The organism is Clostridium sp. CM039, from assembly GCF_055081075.1.
Genome location: NZ_CM143649.1, coordinates 1,249,124 through 1,272,770, shown reverse-complemented (window position 1 = coordinate 1,272,770; position 23,647 = coordinate 1,249,124). Strand labels below are relative to the sequence as shown.

Genomic DNA, 23,647 nt, shown 5'->3' with positions numbered 1-23,647 from the left:
GAATCCTTATAATTACTTAGTATTATAAAACTATAGTAAACGAAAGGAAGATGAGTATATATGAAAAATTACATTTTACAAACAAAAAATCTTTGCAAAACTTTCAAAAAACAGCGTGCAGTAAACAACATTTCGCTGTCCATTGAGAAAAATTCTGTCTATGGATTGCTAGGCCCGAATGGTGCCGGAAAATCAACTCTATTAAAAATGATTACGGGAATGCTTCATCCAACATCAGGAGAAATTATTTTCGAAGGTCATGAGTGGAGCAGGAAGGATCTTTCTAATATAGGAGTTTTGATTGAATCTCCACCTCTTTATGAAAATCTTACGGCTGTTGAAAACCTGAAAGTACGAACTATTCTTTTAGGACTTCCAGATTCCCGTATTAAAGAAGTACTGGAAATTGTGGATTTGACGAATACAGGAAAAAAGCAGGCAGGACAGTTTTCTATGGGAATGAAGCAAAGGCTTGGAATTGCAATTGCACTACTAAATAAACCCAAATTGCTAATTTTGGATGAGCCTACAAATGGCCTGGATCCTCTTGGAATACAAGATTTACGTGAGTTAATATGTTCATTCCCGGCGCAGGGAATGACAGTCATCCTCTCTAGTCATATATTGTCTGAGGTTGAATTGATTGCAGATCACATTGGTATCATAGGCAATGGGGTGCTGGGGTATAACGGCAAAATTAATCCTGGTGAAGATCTGGAAGTACTTTTCACAGAGGTTGTGAAAAAGAATAGGAAGGAGGATTTATAATGCTTAAATGTTTACAATCAGAAAATTTAAAATTCAAAAGAACATTTATAAAAAAGCTGATTCTTATCGCACCTATAGTTACTTTGTTATTTGGATTTAAGACCGAAAAATATTTCGAAGCCAATAGCTTCAATTGGTGGTATATGCTGATACTACCGGGATATATTTCAATAATGGCAGTAATGACTAACGAAAAGGAGCAAAAAAAGTTACGCTATAGGGCTGTATTTGGTCTGCCAATTTCACTAAAAAAAGTGTGGATTTCAAAAGTTTTGACAAACGGGATTTATATGACTTTTTCATGTATGGTTTTTATAGTTGGAATTTTTTTAGGAAGGTATCTAATGATCACTCCCGTACCAGTTTTTAGTGCATTTGCCGGAGCTGGTTTGATTGCAGTTACATCTTTATGGCAGATTCCACTTTGTATGTTTTTAGCGAAGAAACTGGGAATGCTAGGGACGGTTTTGATAAACGTTGGAGTTGGAACTGTATTAAATGTTATGGCTGTAAGTACATCAATGTGGTGGATTTCTCCTTATAGTTGGACGTCACGTATTATGTGTTCCATTCTTGGGATTTTGCCAAATGGAACGCCAGCAGGCATAGGAGATCCACTGCGAAATCCAGTCGTGATTCCAATTGGAACTATTTTGTCCATTATTCTGTTTGCTTTGCTAATGATTGTTACTGCTAATTGGTTTGAAAAACAGGAGGTTAATTAATATGATTGCTTTACTTAGGTGTATAAAATCGGATTTTTATAAATTAAGACATACTTCTATTCCGTGGATTCATTTACTTATTCCACTAGCGGGAGCATTTATGTTTTTGGTGTATTATAGATTGACTTCATGGGACACAGTAACAAAAATAAGCGGGTATCTGGAGCTCCTAGCAATTGCATTTCCTTTGCTGATAGGAATAATCAGTGGGATAGTAATTGAGCAGGAAGAGCAAGCTGGAAATTTTCAAACACTACTGTGCAGTACAAAATCAAAATGCACCACGTATTTGAGTAAGCTAATTATTTTACTTTTATTGGGAAGCTTTTCTATTATACTTGCTGTAGGAATCTTTGCACTTGGATTCCAAACAATTCCTGATATATTTTACTTGAAAGCCTCAGGAGCATTGGTTCTAGGAAATATATTCATCTATATCTTGCATATGTTCATAAGTCTTCAATTTGGAAAAGGAGCTTCCACAGGGCTTGGAGTTTTCGAAAGTCTGATTTCTGCTCTGATGCTTACTGGTCTTGGAAATAGAATATGGCATTTTATTCCATGCGCGTGGAGCGTGAGATTTTGCGATTACCTCGTTTTCAAATTTATTTATCATCCTTCAGTTAATTCCTACGCTACTCAATTGGCGGTTGATACGAAGCAAGGATTATTTATAATGTTATTTGCCATATGTATAGCCTTTGTTGCAAGTTTATTTTGGTTCAGAAAGTGGGAAGGAAGAAAGTCATATGAATAAGGAGGATTTGTTATGAAGATAAAAAAAGTATTTGTACTTTTGTTCACAGTTTTATTTTGTACGCTAACAATAGGATGTTCTCCAAAAGATGGGATAATTAAAAAAGCAAGAAACCATGCAATTAAAGATAAAGTTGTTTGCAAGGTAAATGTTAAAAATGCTACTCAAATCAGTTATAAAGAAGTAACTTATCAAATTTCAAATGTTTCATTGGATCGGTCTAAACTTGGGGGATGGAACGGAATTATTGACAAAGTGGCAGTTCTTGATAAAAATAATTGTATACTTAAACAAAAGGAAATTGATTTGTCTGCCCAATTAACAATAGAGGATGTAAAAAAGGATCTTCCCCAAAATGCAAAGTTTATTGTATCTTTTCAAAGTGTTTGTTCAATAAAAGGTATAGATAGTAAAGAAGCCATCGCCGTCCAAGTGGATAACAACTTTTACAAAGCGATTCCGGTAGGTAGCGCGTATACTGATAAAACAGCCATCAAATTATATCCTGCGGAGTAAAAATAAAAGTGCTTATAATAAGCTTCGCTATGATTTGGAATTTGTGGATAATATAAGTTGATTTGATAATATTTTGACGTTATACTAGTTATAGACAACATACGAGGAGTGAGGAATATGGCAAAAATTCTGGTTATCGATGATGAACCTGATATTCTGGCTTTAATTAAAAATATTCTTCAGAAAGATAATCATTTGGTAACTACGGTTGTGAATCCTGAAAAAATTTTAACTAGTGAATTTTCAAACTTTGATTTGATTTTACTTGATGTCATGATGCCGGGTATGGATGGATTTACTTTTTGTAAGGAGATTCGTGGTATTGTAGACTGTCCTATTATTTTTCTTACAGCAAAAACTATGGAAATAGATATTATGTACGGGTTAGGGCTTGGCGCGGATGGTTACATTACAAAACCATTTGGAGTGGGGGAACTAAGAGCCAGAGTAAATGCTTATCTTAGGCGGGAAAACCGTGAAAGGCGAATTACTCTTTGTGTATCCGGGGTGAAGTTTGATTTAGCTGGTAAGGACATTTTAGTGGATGATAAAAAAATTCCTTTTACCAAAAGTGAATATAACATATGCGAATTTCTTGCCAGAAATCAAGGCCAGGTTTTTTCAAAGGACAAAATATACGAAGGTGTTTATGGGTATGATGGAGAAAGTGACAGCTCAGCTATTACGGAGCACGTTAAAAACATACGGGCAAAGATAGCTGTGTTTGAACTGTCACCAATTGAGACGGTATGGGGGATAGGGTACAAATGGAAGTAAAGAAAAAAGCTTTTACGTTAAAGGCGGTCTTTTTTAAGTATCTATTAATTTTAGGAGTTACATTTATTGTTTTCGCAGGAGTATATATGGGAATTTTTAATCTAGGCGTAAGAAATGGTGTGATTCTTATACCGAGTTACTGCGAGGATTTGGCTAGGAGCGCTAAACCATTACTTGCATCTACACCGAAAATCACAGAAAACATGATACCCTATGGATGTAAATTTGCTGTTTTCGATAAAGAATATCAGGTTGTAAAAACAAATTTAGAGGGTCAGGACTTACTTACCGCAACAGAATATGCTAAGGGTACTTACCTTAAAAGTGTAAGCAAAAAGAACTACTATTTCATTGAAAGGGAAGATGGGTTTTGTGTTTTAGAGTACTATGTTCAAATGAGCTACCAATCTGAGTTTTTAAATAAGCATTTACCGGATCCCGAAAAAATCATGATTATAACTTTTGCCGCTTTATATTTTTTCATTATTTTAATCATTACTACTATTTATGCGAAAAACCTAAATAAGCATCTAAGGCCCCTCCTGCAAGCTACTGAAAAAATCAAGGAGCAGGATTTGGACTTTGACATAAAATGTTCAGGAATTAAAGAATTCAATGATGTACTTTTATCAATATCAGACATGAAAACAGAATTAAAAAAATCATTAGAACAGCAATGGAATATAGAACAAGCAAAGAAGGAGCAGATTTCCGCTCTTGCCCATGATCTTAAAACTCCACTAACAATTATCAAAGGAAATGCTGAATTGCTGTCTGATTCAACATTAGATAAGGAGCAACAGGAATATATTGATTATATTTCAACAAATACAAGGCAGATTGATCAGTATATCAAAACACTGATTGATATTTCAAATTCAGAAAAAACTCTTTTTCTACAACTGGAAAGAATAGATTTTGAAAATTTTATTGGCACAATTCAAGAGCAGCTTGAAGCCATTGCAAATACCAAGGGACTTAAAGTTGAGTTTACTAAAACTTATATTCCTAGGTCGATTATGATTGATAAGTTGCTACTTCAACGTGCCATTATGAATGTTATTTCAAATGCGGTGGATTACTCCCCAAGTAACGGAAAAATTTATTTTGAGGTAAAATCCATGGATAATAAAATAAGATTCATTACAACAGACGGTGGAAAGGGTTTTTCAAGCGAGGATATCAAATCAGCCACAAAACAATTTTATATGGGTGATTGTAGCCGCGCATCGAAAAGTCATTATGGGATAGGGATGTACATTACCCAATCATTTGTAAATCTCCATGGGGGGACCCTCCATATGGATAATTCACTTGTAACTGGTGGCGCACAGGTAACAATAGAGATTCCAATTTGTGAATAGGGGATTGGTGATTTTTTTGACAGCAAGTTCAGAATATAATAATTAAAGCTACAGGTCTTTCTAAAGGGAAGGTCATACAGATAAAGAAAGTCCTCAAGCGATTGAAAACCAATCATTTGAGGGCTTTTTTAAATAAGCATAGAATTTTTTTTGTTTCTATTTTACTATAAAGTAGAAAGGGTCTACAAAATTGAACGATATTACAGAGTATTTTAGTTCTCTTTGGTAAGTTGTATACTCTAATCTTAAGAAATCTTAAGGTTTAATTACAATTTTCTTAAACTCCTTCTTGTAATATAAGAAAGCAAGGAATATGCATTTTACTTTGTTGAAAAATTTTAAACGGTTTATCTGCCAACATGATGGAGCAAAAACCATTACAATTTAATATTATATTTATCTTGAAATTTTCGGATATTTTATATTGCAATATACAATTTTATTTATTTTTTTACTTTTATGTATACATTTGTACCCAATATGCCTTATAATTACATGGGAAGTTTTACATAGAGTAGCGTTATACCATAAATTGTAAGAGCGAATATAAATGGAGGCAAGGGAAAGTGGATAATTAAGCAAAACGAATGTATGTGTGTAAACAAAAACATTGAATTATGTTAAATAGAATGTTTAGAGTTATTAATATATTTAGATTATATAATGTACATAATTATTGCTTAGCGAATAGGAAATAAAAGAAAACATAGATTTTTGAAATATAGAGAGGAGGCACATTTATGGACTTTATTGATAAAATCGAAAGTTACAGTACTGGCGATAAAGTAGCTCATATGTATAGGAATAGTAACTTAACCTATAGGGAATTAAAAACAAAATCTGATTCACTTGCTGTAAATATTATAGATTTATTTGGAAAAGATAAAACTCCAATAATAGTTTTTGGACATAAAGATCATTTAATGCTTATCTGTTTTTTAGCTTGTGTAAAAAGTGGACATGCATATATTCCAGTGGATAGCTCAACACCAACTACAAGGCTTAAAGATATTGTATTTATTTCTGGTGCTAAACTAATTATAAACACATCAGATGATTTAATTGATATTCCAGCAGAAACAATATTGAATAAGAGTGAAATAGAAGAACATTTATTACAACATGGGAATAAAATACCAAATATAGGTTATAGAATTAAGGATGAAGAAGTTTATTATATTATATATACTTCAGGAAGTACTGGTAATCCAAAGGGAGTTCAGATAACTAAAAATTGTATTCAAAGCTTCATTGATTGGAGTATGGATTTAACTGATAAAAAAGATAAAATATTTATGAATCAAGCACCTTTTTCTTTTGATTTATCTGTTATGGATACTTATTTATCATTGGTTTCTGGTTCAATACTATATAGTATTGATAAAGAGATGATAGCTAATTTACCTGAGCTTTTTATTGATTTTAAGTCTTCGGGAATTACAACTTGGGTTTCCACTCCGTCCTTCGCAGAAATGTGTTTACAAAGTGAGCAATTTAATGAAAAGTTATTACCCAAATTGAGGCAGTTGTTATTCTGTGGAGAAACACTTTCTAAGGAATGCGTAAGAAAATTATTCGAAAGATTCCCTAAAATTAAAATAATAAATTTCTATGGGCCAACAGAGGCAACAGTAGCAGTAACTGCAATTGAAATAAAGAAAGAAATGCTTTTAAGTAAAGAAAAGCTTCCAGTTGGGTACGTAAAAAAAGACTGTGAAATAATCATAGAAGAAAATACAAATGAAATATTAATAGTAGGTGATAGTGTAAGTATAGGGTACTTTGCTGAGCCTATTTTAACAGAAAAAAATTTTTTTGAAAAAGAAATTTTAGATGTTAAAAAGAGGGGATACAGGACCGGAGATACGGGTTATATAGTTAATGGTCTATTATATTATGAGGGACGAATAGATAATCAAATTAAACTTCATGGTTATAGAGTGGAAATTGAAGATATTGAAAACAATATAAGAATACTTCCTTTCATTAAAAATGCAGTTGTAGTACCTATTAAAGAAAGAGGTAAAATTAAATATTTAGCAACAGCTGTAGTGTTAAATGATAAATACGAAGGAAACATAATTATCTTAGTTAAAAATTCCTTGAAGGATTTATTGCCTTCATATATGATACCTCGCAAAGTAAAGGTAATAGAAGTTTTACCGATAAATGGAAATGGAAAAATTGACAGAAAAAAGATAATGGAGGAGTTTTAAATGCTTCCTTATGGAGATTTTTTGTATTTCTATATAATGATTTTAGTGCTAATTCCAGCAATTGTTGTTGGTTTGCTTGGCAAAAGGATAAAATGGTATGGACTACCGGCTAGCTTATTTATGATGTATTTAATTTTTGGCAAATCAAAACAGCAAATTAAATATTTAATTATATTTTTTATAATGGAATTTTTGTTAATTATTATTTACAGCTTTATAGTGAAAAAGTTTAAACAAAGATGGTTACTTTGGATAATGATATTTATAGGCCTGTCACCTTTAATATACTCAAAGTTTAGCAATATACTTATACACAGAGAGCTTGGATTTCTAGGGATTTCTTATTTAACTTTCAAAGTTATTCAGATGTTAATACAAATTTTTGATGGGTATATTACCAAAATAAATATTTTTGATCTTGCTTATTTTATGTTATTTTTTCCAACGTTAAGTTCTGGACCCATTGACCGCTCACTTAGATTTACTGAGGAAAGCAATAAGGTTATAAAGCCCAGACAATATGTTGAATATTTAGGTGATGGACTATTTAAGATTCTACAGGGAATAGGTTACAAATTCTTAATAGGATATTATATACAACAACATTTTATTAATGTAATATCATTAAGACCACACACTTTAATAAATGCAACTAAATATATGTATTCTTATAGCTTTTATTTGTTTTTCGATTTTGCCGGTTACAGTTTAATTGCAATAGGCGTAAGCTACATAATGGGAATAAAAACGCCTGAAAACTTTAATCTTCCATTTATAAGTAAAGATATAAAAGATTTTTGGAACAGATGGCACATGAGCTTATCTTTTTGGTTTAGAGATTTTATTTATAATAGATTCGTAATGACTGCCATTAAGAAAAAGTGGTTCAAGAGTAGATATACAGCTTCCTACATTGGTTTCATGATAAACATGATAACCATGGGGCTATGGCATGGGATTCAGTTGAATTATGTTGTTTACGGTGCCTTCCATGGGATTTTAATCATAGTTACAGATTATTTTCAGAGAAAAGTACTCTACAAAAAAATCAAAGGAAAGGGTTATTTTAAAATTGCTTCGACTTTTGTAACTTTTAATTTGATATGTTTTAGTTTTTTAATATTTTCAGGATATTTATTTAAATAGAAGGAGGAATTTATATGCAAGAATTAATTTATAGTATATTAGAAGAAATTACTGGTGAGGATTTACATAACGAAAGTGATGTGAATTTATTTGATAGCGGAAGATTGGATTCATTAGGAATTATTGAACTGATTGTAGAATTAGAGGATAAAGCTAAAATCAAACTTGATCCTGCAATTGTTGAAAGAGGAGATATAGAAACACCAAACAAAATTATTGACTACATTCAAACTCTCTCTGAATGTAGAATGTAATGAAAAAGGTCATAGCTTTCGCTTGTTCTATTATTATTAGTATTGGTTTTTTATTTTGTTATCAAAGCTATTATAAAGGTCTTATTTCAAAAAAATATTATGATAAATTCGGAGAAAATTTATCTGCATATAAATTTAAAAGCGTAGCACTTCAAAGCATGGGAGCAAGACAAGGTGATAATCTTTTTATGTTTGGTTCCTCTGAAGTTGTAAAGACTACTGCATATTCTACTCATCCAATTAAAGTTTTTAATGATAAAAAAAATGGTTTCCAAATCAATCTTATAGGACAAGGAGGTTATAAATCCTTAGTACATACTGCTAATTTTGGAGCAATTGGTAAGGAACTTAAGGGGGAAAAAGTGGTTTTCGTACTTTCTCCACAATGGTTTTTAAAGAACGGCATTAATGAAAATGAGTTCGAAGCCAATTCTTCTGAAGCACAGGTATATGGATTTTTGTTTAATAAGGATATTAGTTTAACTACAAAGCAAGAGTTTTCTAAAAGAATAATATCAATTACTGACAAAAAGGCCAATAAACACTTTGATATTATGAGAGACTACTGCTCTCTTTATAGTAATAATGACTTATTAAGTACATCTAAGAGATATTTAATGACTCCTTATTACAGGATAAAATACGAGCAATTAATGTTAAAGGACAATATAAATAGCATTAAATATCTTAAGCCTAAACTTGCAAAATATAATGCGACGCAGCATACAAATATTAACTGGAATGCGGAATTAAAAAAAGCTACGGAGATTGCCGAATCAAAGTCTAATAATAATAAATTTGGTATGGACAATAATGCGTATAAACACGCGATTAGAGGAAATCTTTATGAAATAAAGGGGTCTATGAAGAAGGACTCTTATAAAGTATCTCCAGAATATGAGGATTTTAAATTGTTGTTAGATGTTTGTAAAGAACAAGGAATTAAACCACTATTTCTAAATATTCCTGTAAACGGCAAGTGGTATGACTATGCTGGATTTAATAAAAATGATAGGCTAGCTTATTATAAAAAAATAAACACTATGGTTAATTCCTATGGATTTGAAGTTGCTGATTTTTCAAAATATGAAAATGAAAAATACTTTCTAATGGATAGTTCCCACTTAGGCTGGAAAGGTTGGGTATATGTTAATGAAGCTATTGATAAATTTTATAACAAAAATGAAAACTAATATAATTTGTATGACAACTATTTATATTATTGTCATTTTAGGCTGTAGTTATGTATTTTTATTTCAGCCAGATGTTAAAATTTCTTATATATATAATCAGTTTTAAAGCTAGACAATTATGCATGCAGTACTATCTATATGTAACATTCTAAATAATACAAAAACCCCTCTGTAGCTACAGAGAGGTTTTTTAAAAACATATGGCGTTTACTTTAGCGCGAATTGAAAATGGTGATAATATTAATAAGAATTTTGCATTTTGCATAAATAATATATTCATATTTTTGTTAATAAGAAAAAAGGTTTAAAGTTTTTTAAAAAAAATATTCATTGTATATAACCAATTTGAAGCTACATTATCTAACATAACTTTAAAAACATTACTTTCGGAATATTCTAATTTTTGGGTTTTACGTTTTTCTGTGGTACAATAACTTTGAATTTAACTCATACATATCTATAAAATATTAAATTTACAAAAGAAGGGGAGGATAAAATGATGAACTTTTTACAAGCAATTATCGGAAAGACAAATGATATTCTATGGTCCTATATACTTATTGCACTACTTATTTTTATGGGGCTATATTTTTCTTTTAAAACAAAATTTGTTCAATTTAGATATTTAAAAGAAATGATTTCTCTTTTAACTGAAGGTGTGGGGAAATCTATTTCTAAATCTGATAAAAAGAAAGGTACATCTTCATTTCAAGCATTTTGCATAAGTACTGCTTCTAGAGTTGGAACTGGAAATCTTGCTGGAGTTGCTATTGCTATAGCGCTTGGTGGTCCTGGTGCAATATTTTGGATGTGGCTAATTGCTTTAATAGGCGGTGCTTCTAGCTTTGTTGAAAGCACTCTAGCTCAAATTTATAAAGTTAAAGATAAGCATGGCTATAGGGGCGGGCCTGCATACTATATGGAAAAAGCACTTAATAAAAGATGGATGGGAATTGTTTTTTCTATATTAATTACAGTATGTTTTGGTCTTGTATTTAACTCTGTTCAATCAAACACTATATCACTTGCTTTTCAAGAAGCTTTTGGTGTTAAAACTGTAATTACTGGTTTAATTTTATCAATATCTACAGCAATTATAATTTTTGGTGGAGTTCAAAGAGTGGCTAAGGTTTCAGAGATTATTGTTCCTATAATGGCTGTTGCATACTTGTTAGTAGCTATATTTGTTATTCTTAAAAACATTTCTTCGCTACCATCAGTAATTTCACTTATATTTAGAAGTGCGTTTGGTTTTGAACAAGCTTTAGGCGGTGGTGTAGGTGCGGCAATGATGATGGGAATTAAACGAGGACTTTTCTCAAACGAAGCTGGAATGGGAAGTGCTCCTAATGCGGCAGCAACAGCAGAAGTAACTCACCCTGTAAAACAAGGACTGATTCAAACTTTAGGAGTATTTACAGACACAATTTTAATATGTAGTGCAACAGCATTTATAATATTATTATCTGGAACTTATACAACTAAAGGATTAACTGGAATACAGCTTACGCAAAATGCTTTAAGCTCACAAGTTGGGGCTTGGGGAAGTACCTTTATTGCTGTATGTATATTCTTATTTGCATTTAGCTCAATTGTAGGAAATTACTATTATGGCGAAACAAATATAGAATTTATTAACTCAAATAAAATATATGTTTTATTATATAGAATTACTGTTGTAGGTATGGTTTTTGTTGGCTCTGTAGTAAAGATTCAAATAGTTTGGGATTTAGCGGATTTATTTATGGGCTTAATGGCAATAATTAATTTGATCGCTATATTCCAACTTGGTAAAATTGCTTTTGCAGCATTAAAAGACTACACCTTCCAGAAAAAGCAGGGTAAGAATCCTGTATTCACAAAGAACTCTATTGAAGGATTAAAAAATGTGGAATGTTGGGATGAAGAATAGTTTCTTTTAAAATCTATGATTTTAACGACATTTCAGCACTGCAGGTGATGATTTAATACCTCTAATCTAAAAGCAAATCAAAAAAACGCAAGTTAACTAACTTGCGTTTTTTTGATTTGCTTTTATTTGGTAAACATATTATAAAAAGACTTTATTAAATCTCTAGTTATAACAAATAACCGGAGTATTAACATCAATATTATTATATATCGTCATTGCAAAATCGTCTGATGCATTTATACAACCATGAGAACCATTTGTCAAATATACATTTCCACCAAAGGAGTGTTTCCACGGTGCACCATGTATTCCAATACCATTATTAAATGGCATAAAGCAATTGACAGGTGTATTGTAACCCGGTCCCTTTAAGCTTGTATTTTTTGCTTTATCTTTTAATTTATAAACACCTGGTGGTGTTGCTGTATTTCTGCTTACATCACCAGTAACAACATCTCCATCTACAATAAGAGCACCATTCTTATAAAACCACATATGCTGTTCTGTCAAATTGATCTCCACATAGGTATTCCCGATATCATTTACACCATGAGATACTGCGGTTTGGGCATACTTGGGTTGCTTTGTTATGGTTTGTCCACCTTTTATAGATACAATTAAATCATTGACTTCACCTGTGCGATCAACTAACCATCCATAATCGCCACCGCTAACCTTTGCAGTTGTTCCGAATGATGTAGCAAAATCTCTTTCATTGCCATAGGTATTATAATGATTGGCCAGTTCACTTACATAATCTTTCATTTTAATTTCATCAAATGAAATTGCAAGGTTGTCATTAACTACTAGCCAATTGTGTATTATAGAACCGTCTAAAACTTCCTTGCCTCCAGTAAAGGTATAAGTGATTTTTGAAGCTACATATTTATCAAGCAAAATTTTAGTGTTTTTAACTTCTTTGGAACTTGAATTATATTTTGGATTAATGTATTGATTTGTTGTCTCCAAATTTATTGTTGTTTCGCCTTTGAGAATTGCATTTACTACATTTGCATACAAATGCTTGCTATTGATTTTGTTTCCCATAATTTCTTTTACAATCACATAGCCGGCATCTGAATATTTAAAACTAGGATTTTTAGGTTTAATTGCTTTCTTGTTATCAAAACAAGAGAGTTTATCAAAATGTTTTTTTAATAGTTTTTCATCATAGGTCACTATGTCAGGTAGTTCAGAAGCTTTTGAATTAAAAACTTCATAAATCCACGCAAAAGAATTCTGACTGTCTTTTAAAACTTGAATTTTATCCTTTGCATTATATTTAAGTCCAATGTCAGCAGCTTTAAGTTGTTCATTCACACCACTTCGTTCTTGAAGGTTCAGTGTATATGTTTTGCACTTTGATAATAAGGCTTTATCTAATTCATCTACTGTTTTACCAGAAGCATTTATGCCATTAATTACAGAACCAAAATAAAAATGGTTATTAAAATATATTGACATACCTAAATATAGAACAAAGATAATCGAAAAAGAAATTATACTAATGCGAATAGATTTTTTGTGTTTTATTGTTTGTATTTCCATGAGGCACCTCTTTTAATGTAAATTTAGTATTTCATATTAATCATATTCCAATATGTAGGAAATGTAAAGTAACCTTAGCGAATATTTTTACATTCATGTAAAATATTCGTTAATAAAAGCAAAGATTAACGAATTGTGCTCTAACGCCTCACTTAGAGTAGTGGAGGACTTTCCTTCTGAAATGTGCTAAAGTAATTCACTTAAATTTGCAGTTGTAAGATCAATACTGTTATTTTTCATACTAAAAAAGACCCCTTAACTAATTATTTAATGAGACATTAAAATTAGTTGGCGCTCCGTTAATTAAACAATATGAAATTTAAATAGTATCTTTGCAATGATCTACTAGATTAATTATATCACAACAAGTTTTTATTAGCGAGTTATGAAGGAAAAGGAAAAATTGTACTAGACAAAAATTAAAGGAATGCACACGGTTGTGGCATCCCCTTGAATTTTATTATTTATTATATTTATTTAAAGAGATTTCTTTTGAAAAAGAAGATTCTTTTACCATGCTAAAAAACCACCCTATTACAGCACCAACTAACGATGGAACTACCCAAACAAGACCCTGCTTAAATAAAGGTATAGAACTCAAAAATGACATTTTAAGTCCAACTTGATCAAATGAATCAAATATACTAAAAACAGCAGTAAATAGCATGCTGAAAGAATATACAGAGCTATAACCTTTAAATAGGTTATGGGAGAATGCAAGTACAATAAGTACTATCGCCATAGGATATATGACTGTTAAAACAGGTACAGATATACTTAATAGTTTAGTTAAGCCTACATTTGCAAATAACATACTAAATAGTGTTATTGCAGTAACCCAAATTTTATAGTTAACCTTTGGAACCATCCTTGAGAAGTATTCACTACATGATGTTATAAGACCAACACAAGTTGTAAGGCAAGCAAGTCCAAAAGTTAAACCAAGTATTATAAGACCATTTGCATTAAAAAGGTAAGATACTACATTTGTTAATGTTTGCGCTCCATTTTTTGTAGCACCAAATCTAGTTTGAGCAGCAGCGCCTAGGCATGAAAGCATTAGATATATTACAGTTAAAACAAGACCAGCTATAAGTCCAGCTTTTATTGTATAGGAGCTTAAAGCTTTTTCATCTGTAATTCCTTGTTTCTTTAAAACTAATGCAACAACTATACCAAAATTAAGTGCAGCGATGGCATCCATAGTCATGTATCCATCCAAGAATCCTTTTAACACAGGAAAGCTAGCATAATCTCCAATTGGAGCATTGAAGCTACCAATTGGTTTTACTAAACTACCTATAAATACAATTAATATAAGTATTAAGATAGCGGGGGTTAGTACCTTCCCAAAACGATCCATTAATTTATTAGGATTCATACTTAGCCAAAAAGCTAAACCAAAGAAACACAATGTATATAGAAAAAGAGGTAAAGCTCCACCAATAACTGATGCTGGTAAAAATGGTGCTATGCTTGTTTCAAAAGACAAACTAGCAGCACGAGGTATGCCTAAAAATGGTCCAATTGATAAATATATTAACAATGTGAAAACGAGCGCAAAGGTTTTATTAACTCTGCCAGCTAAATTTTGAAGACCATCAGCTTTTGCAACAACAGCTACAGCCAGGATCGGTAGACCTACTGCAGAAGCAAGGAAGCCAGATAACGAAAGTAAAAGATTTGTACCTGACATTTGTCCAAGTACAGGAGGGAAGATTAAGTTTCCAGCTCCAAAAAACATTGAAAATAGCATTAAACTAACTAGCATTAAACTTTTTCTTGATAATTTATTCATAGTAATTCCTCCAAAAATATTATTTTTTTTAAATTTTAGTATTATATCGCTAATATCAATGTCGCTATCCACTAAACCACCCCCTTTAAAAATAAAAAAAGCCCGTCCCTATAAAAGGGACGAGCGAGTATGCACGTGTTACCACCCTAAATCTATTAAAATTATAATGAATAACTTTAATAGCACTTAGCAAGATACCAATCGATATCTGTTCCTTGTAATGGTGGACAACCATTAAACCTTATTAGATTTCAGGTTTACTTCTCAGAGATGATTTTCGGATATAGACTGAACGTTGACTCTCACCAAATGTCAACTCTCTTTAGAACAGATACTAAAACGTACTCTTTCTCGTCATCAAATTATAAGTTATATTAAAAAAGAATATATCATATTAAAAAAGAATTGTCAATAAATAAATAATATTACTATTAAAACTGTAGATTGCAATATAAAATGTCCGAAATTTTCAAGAAAAATATAATGTTAAGTTGTAATGGTTTTCTGTTCCATCATATTGGCAGATAAACCGTTGAAAATCCTTCTTGGATAATTGTTGATCCAGTGCTGTATTCGCATAATTTGTTTTTTAGAGAATGCTGAAATATCCACACCTTTTGGGATAAATCGTCGTATCATTTTATTGATATTTTCGTTTGTGCCTCGCTCCCATGAACTATATGGGTGAGCATAATACACTTTAGTTCTCTTTCGTTTATTTCTTACTGAGTTCTCAATACCCTCGAAATCAAGGTTCTCACAGCCGTTATCACAGGTGATTGTTTTAAATGTTTTCGAGAATAACATTCCCATTTTACGCTCCAATTTGTCCAATTCTTTCACGACAGCCGCCTGTGATTTAGATGGTATTTTAAAGACTAACTCCTTACGAGTTACTCTTTCACTTAACACCATCAAGACAGTTTTTGTACCCTGTTTGCCAACTACAGTGTCCATTTCCCAGTGGCCTATCTCATCACGTGCAGCTACCGCTGCAGGTCTCTCCGATATGCTAGTTCCTTTGGTATTGTTATACGCTGATCTTATTTTTTTATAGTTTCTCTTTTTAGCATTCTTTTTAACAGGCAGATCTTTGTTACTTATATTTAAAAACAAATTATTATCCAAATAGTTATACACAGTTTTGAAGCAAATAGTTGTTTCAAATTGTAGATCTTTATTTGTGATATTTTGAATAGCTGCATACGGAGATTCGCCATCTATACCAATAGCTTTTTCTAAGTACTTCACCAATTTATGATCTTTTCCTATTTTTAATGCAGGACCTTTAGCGGTACCTTGTTTGTCATGCTCTGACTGCCCAATTTCTGCGCTATATTCCATGCGAGTGGTTAAGTCACTATTCAATAGTTCTACAATTCCTTTAGCAATTTCACGCCTTATTGTACGTTCTGAACGCCCACCTATTTGCTCCGCAATACGAGTTGAATTAAGTCCCATTTTGTGTAAAGCTTCTAACTTTATGCGTTCCTCGTATGTTATGTGTTTACCTTTTCTGCTCTGTGTGATAAAATCTAATTGACTCATTTGAAATCCTCCCGTATATGTTGGTTTAGTCACTTAACATTATACAAGAGTATTTCTCTTGAGTCTTTATTTTTTGTTACTCTTCGGTCATTTCATTATACAACTTACCTATTACTATTAAAACTGACCCAGTTTTTGACAAGAATCTGACTCTTTATAAAGATTGGAAGTAAAGATAATTACTTTTTAAATATTAGTTAATAGGTGTCACTCAAAGGATTGTTTTTAGGGTATAATAGATTAATAAAATAATAAATCATACCTTGAAAATATTTACTATTAATATTTACTATTAATATTAAATTAGAAGGTAGAAGTTAGTTTTTTTATATATAAAAGATGTAAAAAATAAAGAAAAGAAGGTAAAAAATATGAAAAATAATATAAACAAAAACATGGAAATAATGAAAAAAATTATTGAAGAAAAAAAAGGGAAATCTTCAAGTCAAAAGAATGCTAAGAGACCACCAATTTATGGACCACAAAGTCCAGCATCTGGTAATGGTGGAGGATTAGTTGGTAGATAATCTATAAGTATAAAATGGAAATTATCATAATTAACAAGGGGATTTGTTCAAATTCCCTTGTTAATTATTTTTTTTCTCTAATATTAATTTTTAACTTATACCTCCCAATACAAATACGCCCCCTTTTTAGTAGCTGTCTTAAAGTTCATTAAAAGGTTGATTATACATAGGAGTAAAAGTATACTATATAGATAAGAGTAAAATATATTTAGTTGGTGATAATTATGAATATTATAGAAGTGGCAAAGTTAGCTGGTGTATCTAAGTCTACGGTATCTAGGTATTTAAATGATGGATACGTCAGTAGTGAAAATAGATTCAAAATACAAGAGATAATAGAGAGTACAGGATATACGCCTCTTCGTCAGGCTAAAACTCTAAGAACCAAAATAACAAACCTTATTGGCGTTATTGTTCCTAAAATAAGCACAGAAACTGCTTCTAGAGTTGTTGAGGGGATATCAAATGAAGTATCTAAATATGGTTATGATATACTCATTGCAAATGCAAATTTAAGTGTAGACAAGGAAATTGAGTATTTAGAGATATTTAAAAACAATCAAGTAGACGGCATAATATTCATGGCAACAAAATTAACAGAAAAGCATTTAAGGATTATGGCTAGTATAGAATTTCCAATAGTTGTAGTAGCTCAAAAAACTGAAAATTTTCATTGCGTTTATTATGATGATTACAATGCGTCTAAGGACATGGTTAAGCTACTTTTAAACAAAGGGCATACAGAAATAGCATTTATAGGAGTTACTGAAGAAGATATTTCTGTTGGGTTTGAAAGAAAAAGAGGCTATATGGACGCATTAAAAGAATATGGTGTTTCATGTAAACAAGAGTTTTTGAAAAAAGGTGATTTTTCTATGGATTCTGGGTATAAATTAGCAGCGGAATTAATGGGTCAAACTGAAAAACCAAAAGCAATTTTTGCTGTAACTGATAATATAGCCATAGGAGCAATGCAATACCTCACAGAGATAGGATACAAGATCCCTGAAGATATATCCATTTGTAGTATCGGAGATTCAAAAATATCTAGAGTAGTAACTCCTAAACTTACAACAGCGCATTATTTTTATAAAACAGCTGGAGAAAAAAGTGCAGAAATAATGATGGAGTTGTTAAACAAAAATATAGACTATGTAAAAGAAAATGTAAAAAATATTAAATTAGGCTATAGACTTGAGGTAAGAAATAGTATAAAATGAAAATGTAAACATTTAAGTAGCTTACATTTTTTTAGGGGCTTATGGGAACGATACCATAAAATTTAAGATCAGTCGTTAATATTGTAGCTCCGCAGGAGAAGATTTAATTAAAACTTATTTTTTTATTCGTTATGGGAACGATACCATTATCATTAAACAATTTATAATTATAAAGGGGGAAGTATTATGAGTAAGGATATGTTATTCAAGAAAACTTCTAGTGAAATATTAGAACTTATAGGTGGAAGGGGAAATATAGACAGTGCAGCGCACTGTGCAACTCGTTTACGGTTGGTTCTAAAAGATGAAAGTCTTATAAAAAAAGATAAAATTGAAAATTTAGAGTTAGTGAAAGGAAGCTTTTTAAATGGGGGACAATACCAAATAATATTAGGTCAGGGTATTGTAAATAAAGTCTATGAACAGTTTGATTTAGAAGCAAATATAGATGAAGTTAGTACTTCAGATGTAAAAAGAGATGCTATGAAAAAGCTAAACCCAATTCAAAAGATAGCAAGGGTATTATCAAATATATTTGTTCCTATAATTCCTGCAATTGTAGCATCGGGACTATTAATGGGAACATTAGGAGCACTAAAGGCTTTTGGTCTTGAGTCATTGTCCGGGACTTGGTGGTGGTTAATGCTAGATTGGTTTAGTTCATCAGCATTTATATTCCTCCCAATATTGGTAGCATTTAGTGCAGCAAAAGAATTTGGAACTAATTCATATTTAGCGGCTGTTATTGGGGGAATAATGATTCATCCTGAACTTCAAAATGCGTGGACAATAGGTGGCGGGTATAAGTCTATGCGAATATTAGGTGGGATAATAGATATGCCACTAGTAGGATATCAAGGAACTGTCATACCAATTTTACTTGTAATTTGGATTATGAGTCTTATAGAAAAAAGAATTAGAAAAATTGTTCCAGAAGTACTAGATATATTTTTAACCCCATTTTTAACTGTTTTAATAACAGGATTTTTAGCATTATCTATAGTTGGACCTTTTGCAATGGTTATAGGGAAAGGAATAAGCATGTTCTTAACTGTTGCAATTGGTAAATTCGGGTTATTAGCTGGAGTATTATTTGGTGGAACTTATTCAATTATAGTTATGACTGGAATTCACCATAGCTTCCATGCTATTGAACTTTCATTATTAGCCGATACAGGAGCTAATACATTACTTCCTATATGGGCAATGGCAAACTTTTCACAAGGTGGTGCTGCACTAGCTGTATACTTTAAAACAAAGAATGCAAAAACAAAAGCTATAGCATTACCATCTGCTTTAAGTGCTTTTCTTGGAATAACAGAAGCTGCAATATTCGGTGTTAATTTAAAGTTTAGAAAACCATTTTTAGCCGCACTTGCAGGTGGAGCTGTTGCAGGCGCTTATGTAGTATTAACAAAGGTAGCTATGAATGCTATAGGATTAACTGCAATTCCAGGACTTACTATAGTAAAACCTGATTCAATGGTTAATTATATAATTGGATTAATCATAGCATTAGTTGTTTCATTTGGTACAACGTATGTTTTAGGTATAGAAGAATAATAATAATAAATAAGATATTAAATAAGGAGTTGCTAAATAGTGAAAAAGGTTATTTGTATAGGCGAAGCTTTAATAGATTTTATTCCGTGTGAAAAAGGGATAGCCCTAAAAGAAGTTAATAGCTTTTTAAGAGTTCCAGGAGGAGCCCCCTTAAATGTTGCAGCTACAGTCGCTAAACTTGGTGGTAGGAGCAAAATACTTACAAAACTAGGGAATGATGCATTTGCAGATGTAATAGTAGATGCTGTAAAACCATTAGGAGTAGATGTATCAAGTGTTTTAAGAACCAATTTAGCTAAAACAGCACTAGCCTTTGTTTCGCTAAACGAAAATGGGGATAGAGATTTTTCATTTTATAGAAATCCAAGTGCGGATATGTTGCTAGATGAAAAAGAAATAAAAGACAGCGATTTTGGGGAAGGAGAAATACTTCATTTTTGCTCCGTTAGTTTAATAGATGCTCCAATCCAAAAGGCTCATAGAAAAGCTATAGAATATTGTAGCGAAAAAAACGGAATTATAAGCTTTGATCCTAATATAAGGTTACCTTTATGGAATAGTGAAGATGAGTGTAGGCAAGCAATATTGGAGTTTTTGCCAGAGGCTCACATATTGAAAATAAGTGATGAGGAACTCCAATTTATAACAGGAATTCAAGATGAAGAGACTGCACTAAGTAGTCTATTTAAAGGTAATGTAGCTATTGTTATTTATACTAAAGGTAGCAGTGGTGCAGAGTTTATTGTAAAAAATAAAAAAGTGTTTTCAAAGGGTTTTACTATAAAAGTTGAAGATACTACAGGAGCGGGAGATTCTTTTATAGGCGCATTTTTATATCAAATAGCAAGCATGGATTTATCATTAAAGGATATTTTGGGCTTAGATGAAGACATAATTAAAGAAATGTTAAACTTTTCAAATGCAACAGCAGCCTTCGTAGTTTCTAAAAGAGGGGCTATTGATGCATTGCCTAAAAAAGAACAAGTATATAACATTATGAAGAAGTAGCTAATTATGAAAAGAAAAATTGAATTATTAAATGAAGAAATAGTTGTAGCAATAAATAATGTTAAAGACATAGTAAATGGAGATAAATGGGCATTAAAATATCACATTATGCCTAAAATAGGATGGTTAAATGATCCTAATGGATTGTGCTATTTTAAAGGTGAATATCATGTGTTTTATCAATACTCACCACTCGATGCTAGAGGTGGATTAAAATTTTGGGCACATTATAAATCAAAGAATCTCTTGAGGTGGGATGATTTAGGAATAGCCTTATATCCAGACAGTGAATTTGATCGTGATGGAGTTTATTCGGGATCAGCCTTAGTAGAAGGAGACGAATTATATCTATTTTATACTGGTAATGTAAAAGAAGAAGGTAACCACGATTATGTACTTACTGGTAGGCAGCAAAATGTGATTTGTGTAAAGAGTCTTGACGGAATTAATTTTGGCGAAAAGAAAGTAGTATTAACAAACAAGGATTTTCCTGAAAATTTTACGTTACATGTTAGAGACCCTAAGGTTTGGAAGGAAAACAATAATTATTATATGGTATTAGGTGCAAGAGGAAAAGATAATAAAGGTTACGTGCTTTTATATAAATCTAAAGATTTAGTGGATTGGAATCTTCAAAGCACACCAGCGGGAGGATTAGAAGGATTAGGGTACATGTGGGAATGCCCAGATTTTTTCACACTTGAGGAGAAAGATGTTTTGATCATATCACCACAAGGAATTTCTGTAAAAGGGTATTTATATAAGAATATATATCAAAGTGGATATGCATTGGGAAGCTTTACTGAAAATAAGAAGAATTTTAATTATGAACAATTTATAGAATTAGATAGAGGGTTTGATTTTTATGCCCCTCAAACTTTTAAGGATAATAAAGGTAGGCGCATAATGATAGCGTGGATGGGGCTTACTGATGTAACTCAGTATAGTAATCCTACTATAAAAAACTTTTGGCAACATGCTTTAACTATGCCTAGAGAGCTTTTTATAGTGAATGAAAAACTTATACAGAGGCCTATTAAAGAAATGGAAGAACTGCGAAAAAATCATATAGCTTTTAAAACCAGCATTAACGGAGAAAAAGTATTTAAAGAATTGAAGGGAGAGATTTTAGAATTAAAACTAGATGTAGAGAAGCTTTCTGGCGATTTTCAATTAATTATGAGAAATGACTGCAAAGTGATATTCAATGAGGATGAACAAATCTTTGAGCTTTCTTTAGGGCAGAGTGGATACGGTAGAGTGAATAGGATAGTCAAATTAGAAAAATTAGAATCAATATGGATATTTTCAGATACATCTTCTATAGAAATATTTATAAATGGGGGACAAGAGGTGTTTACCACAAGATTTTATCAATGCGAGGAAGATGAAGGAGTAAAAGTAACCTGTAATGGAATTGTGTCTATAAATAAATGGGATATTAGGACTTGATTGGGAATGTGTTTATAATAAGCATGAAAAGAAAATAAGTTACTACTTAGGCATAACATATAGTAAATGCCTGAGTAGTAACAATTATAAATACCCCTTATTATAGAGAAGATCTATATATATTTAGTACATTTTGTGCGCCAAGTGGCTTGAAATTTCCAAGTTTTCCTCGTGCAGTAGCTTGCTTGGCCATTTTTTTAATTTCTATTCACCAATTCCACTTAATGTAGAAGTTATTCCTAATTTATTCGCTTAATTATAATAATTCAATATCCTCATGTTTAGAAAATTCATCTAAGATATCCTCTACTAGGGCATGTTGTAAGTTTCTATAATTTCTCGCCTTGCAAATAAGCCTTAAGTTTAAACAAACTTTTCCGGGTTTCATAGAAGTGTATACTGTATGAGAAAGGTTCTCGTAATAAATAGGAAGAGTTTTTGAGGCTATATTTAGTGAATCTTTTGCTTCTTGCTCAATATCTCCTACTTTATCATTAGCAATAGATAGTAATATGCTTTTAGCTTTTTTCCAATTACTTTTAAGTGTAAGGCTTATTTCAAGTTCATTCCAAGTAAAAGGGAATGAGTTAGATTCATTTATAAGATCTTCAGTGAGAACTTTTATATTTGGTATATGAGTAATTCTTCCAGTGCTTTGCCCGTAGATTTTGTTGTCATTTTCCATAACCTCAATTATGGTAGTATAAAACCAGTCTATAGCTATTACATCACCAAGACTTTCCCCAAGCTTTATTCTATCCCCAAGTTTAAAAGGCTTATGAGTATTAATTATAAGCCAACCTAAAAAACTTGCTACAAGATCACGAAAGGCAAAGGCTAGTCCAGCTGAGAAAAATCCTAAAAATGTGAGTATATACTTAGACTCATACATCCATATTGGTATAATCACTACAGCAGTTAAGATATTTATTGATAGCGAGGATGTTTTTTTATATTTTATTATGTTATTGGAATCAAGATTGGATTTATTAATAAATGAACATATACTTTTTTTTACTAAATAAAATATCATTATTAACATTAAAGTTATAATGATTTTTATCAAAACACCTACGGTTTCAAACTTTAAGCCTAGCTCTAACAAAAATTTAATCACATGATTTCTACTCCTTTATATCAATTTTAACTATATATAGTTAATTACTATAAAGTAAATTGGTGCCTATGTCAATTACAGTGTTAAAAAAGTTGTGAAATTCATTATATAAATTATGAAACGAGATTAAAATGGCAATGGGCTAATAAACATATGTGGTATAATATTGTTTTGTACGCTCAAATATTATCTGTTAAAAACTCATATTTTCAATTGTCTTGTAAAATGCTATACTACA

20 protein-coding genes and 1 other annotated feature are annotated in these 23,647 nt (G+C 31.4%); of the genes, 16 read left to right on the top strand and 4 right to left on the bottom strand.

Annotated features, from left to right (window positions below; translation table 11 throughout):
* Positions 1 to 60: 60 nt before the first annotated feature.
* From ACWJJ2_RS05960 to ACWJJ2_RS05910, 11 genes are all read left to right on the top strand, one after another.
* On the top strand, positions 61 to 768 hold the full coding sequence (locus ACWJJ2_RS05960; protein ID WP_462953978.1) for a lantibiotic protection ABC transporter ATP-binding protein: 708 nt from the start codon (positions 61 to 63) through the stop codon (positions 766 to 768).
* A complete protein-coding gene (locus tag ACWJJ2_RS05955; protein WP_462953977.1) occupies positions 768 to 1,493 on the top strand; it encodes a lantibiotic immunity ABC transporter MutE/EpiE family permease subunit in 726 nt (241 codons plus the stop codon). Before ACWJJ2_RS05960 ends, ACWJJ2_RS05955 begins: the two co-directional genes overlap by 1 nt.
* Before the next feature lies 1 nt (position 1,494).
* The gene (locus tag ACWJJ2_RS05950) at positions 1,495 to 2,250 is read left to right on the top strand and encodes a lantibiotic immunity ABC transporter MutG family permease subunit (RefSeq protein WP_462953976.1); all 756 of its coding nucleotides are present in this window, start codon (positions 1,495 to 1,497) and stop codon (positions 2,248 to 2,250) included.
* Positions 2,251 to 2,262: 12 nt separating this feature from the next.
* The gene (locus tag ACWJJ2_RS05945; protein ID WP_462953975.1) at positions 2,263 to 2,766 is read left to right on the top strand and encodes a NisI/SpaI family lantibiotic immunity lipoprotein; all 504 of its coding nucleotides are present in this window, start codon (positions 2,263 to 2,265) and stop codon (positions 2,764 to 2,766) included.
* Positions 2,767 to 2,883: 117 nt separating this feature from the next.
* Positions 2,884 to 3,543, top strand: a complete 660-nt coding sequence (locus ACWJJ2_RS05940; protein WP_462953974.1) for a response regulator transcription factor — start codon at positions 2,884 to 2,886, stop codon at positions 3,541 to 3,543.
* Complete coding sequence (locus tag ACWJJ2_RS05935; RefSeq protein WP_216303018.1) at positions 3,534 to 4,907, top strand: sensor histidine kinase; 1,374 nt, start codon at positions 3,534 to 3,536, stop codon at positions 4,905 to 4,907. Before ACWJJ2_RS05940 ends, ACWJJ2_RS05935 begins: the two co-directional genes overlap by 10 nt.
* Positions 4,908 to 5,647: 740 nt before the next feature.
* A complete protein-coding gene (dltA, locus tag ACWJJ2_RS05930; protein WP_462953973.1) occupies positions 5,648 to 7,123 on the top strand; it encodes a D-alanine--poly(phosphoribitol) ligase subunit DltA in 1,476 nt (491 codons plus the stop codon).
* Entirely contained in the window at positions 7,124 to 8,269 is a 1,146-nt protein-coding gene (gene dltB / locus ACWJJ2_RS05925; protein ID WP_216303020.1) for a D-alanyl-lipoteichoic acid biosynthesis protein DltB, read from the top strand.
* Between the two features lie 14 nt (positions 8,270 to 8,283).
* The gene (locus ACWJJ2_RS05920; protein WP_216303021.1) at positions 8,284 to 8,523 is read left to right on the top strand and encodes a phosphopantetheine-binding protein; all 240 of its coding nucleotides are present in this window, start codon (positions 8,284 to 8,286) and stop codon (positions 8,521 to 8,523) included.
* Complete coding sequence (gene dltD, locus ACWJJ2_RS05915) at positions 8,523 to 9,716, top strand: D-alanyl-lipoteichoic acid biosynthesis protein DltD (protein WP_462953972.1); 1,194 nt, start codon at positions 8,523 to 8,525, stop codon at positions 9,714 to 9,716. Before ACWJJ2_RS05920 ends, dltD begins: the two co-directional genes overlap by 1 nt.
* 499 nt (positions 9,717 to 10,215) lie before the next feature.
* Positions 10,216 to 11,628: an alanine/glycine:cation symporter family protein gene (locus tag ACWJJ2_RS05910; protein ID WP_216303763.1), complete on the top strand. Its 1,413-nt coding sequence runs from the start codon at positions 10,216 to 10,218 to the stop codon at positions 11,626 to 11,628.
* Between the two features lie 162 nt (positions 11,629 to 11,790).
* Here the strand turns inward: ACWJJ2_RS05910 and ACWJJ2_RS05905 are convergent, their stop codons facing one another.
* From ACWJJ2_RS05905 to ACWJJ2_RS05895, 3 genes are all read right to left on the bottom strand, one after another.
* Positions 11,791 to 13,176 (bottom strand): L,D-transpeptidase family protein, encoded by a 1,386-nt coding sequence (locus ACWJJ2_RS05905; protein ID WP_462953971.1) that lies wholly within the window; start codon positions 13,174 to 13,176, stop codon positions 11,791 to 11,793.
* A gap of 460 nt (positions 13,177 to 13,636) precedes the next feature.
* Complete coding sequence (gene brnQ, locus ACWJJ2_RS05900) at positions 13,637 to 14,974, bottom strand: branched-chain amino acid transport system II carrier protein (protein WP_462954314.1); 1,338 nt, start codon at positions 14,972 to 14,974, stop codon at positions 13,637 to 13,639.
* Between the two features lie 112 nt (positions 14,975 to 15,086).
* Positions 15,087 to 15,341 (bottom strand) — a binding site (T-box leader).
* 119 nt (positions 15,342 to 15,460) lie between these two features.
* On the bottom strand, positions 15,461 to 16,522 hold the full coding sequence (locus ACWJJ2_RS05895; RefSeq protein WP_462953225.1) for an IS30 family transposase: 1,062 nt from the start codon (positions 16,520 to 16,522) through the stop codon (positions 15,461 to 15,463).
* A 371-nt stretch (positions 16,523 to 16,893) separates the two neighbouring features.
* Between ACWJJ2_RS05895 and ACWJJ2_RS05890 the strand changes: the two genes are divergently transcribed.
* The 5 genes from ACWJJ2_RS05890 (at position 16,894) to ACWJJ2_RS05870 (ending at position 22,292) form a co-directional block, all read left to right on the top strand.
* Positions 16,894 to 17,049: a hypothetical protein gene (locus tag ACWJJ2_RS05890; protein WP_462953970.1), complete on the top strand. Its 156-nt coding sequence runs from the start codon at positions 16,894 to 16,896 to the stop codon at positions 17,047 to 17,049.
* Positions 17,050 to 17,273: 224 nt separating this feature from the next.
* Positions 17,274 to 18,269, top strand: coding sequence for a LacI family DNA-binding transcriptional regulator (locus tag ACWJJ2_RS05885; protein WP_253198239.1), 996 nt, complete (start codon positions 17,274 to 17,276; stop codon positions 18,267 to 18,269).
* A 186-nt stretch (positions 18,270 to 18,455) separates the two neighbouring features.
* Complete coding sequence (locus ACWJJ2_RS05880) at positions 18,456 to 19,832, top strand: sucrose-specific PTS transporter subunit IIBC (protein ID WP_462953969.1); 1,377 nt, start codon at positions 18,456 to 18,458, stop codon at positions 19,830 to 19,832.
* 39 nt (positions 19,833 to 19,871) lie between these two features.
* On the top strand, positions 19,872 to 20,840 hold the full coding sequence (locus tag ACWJJ2_RS05875) for a carbohydrate kinase family protein (RefSeq protein ID WP_462953968.1): 969 nt from the start codon (positions 19,872 to 19,874) through the stop codon (positions 20,838 to 20,840).
* A gap of 6 nt (positions 20,841 to 20,846) precedes the next feature.
* A complete protein-coding gene (locus ACWJJ2_RS05870; RefSeq protein ID WP_462953967.1) occupies positions 20,847 to 22,292 on the top strand; it encodes a glycoside hydrolase family 32 protein in 1,446 nt (481 codons plus the stop codon).
* 256 nt (positions 22,293 to 22,548) lie between these two features.
* Here ACWJJ2_RS05870 and ACWJJ2_RS05865 read toward each other — a convergent pair whose 3' ends face one another.
* Entirely contained in the window at positions 22,549 to 23,409 is an 861-nt protein-coding gene (locus ACWJJ2_RS05865) for a mechanosensitive ion channel family protein (RefSeq protein ID WP_268064169.1), read from the bottom strand.
* Positions 23,410 to 23,647 lie beyond the last annotated feature (238 nt).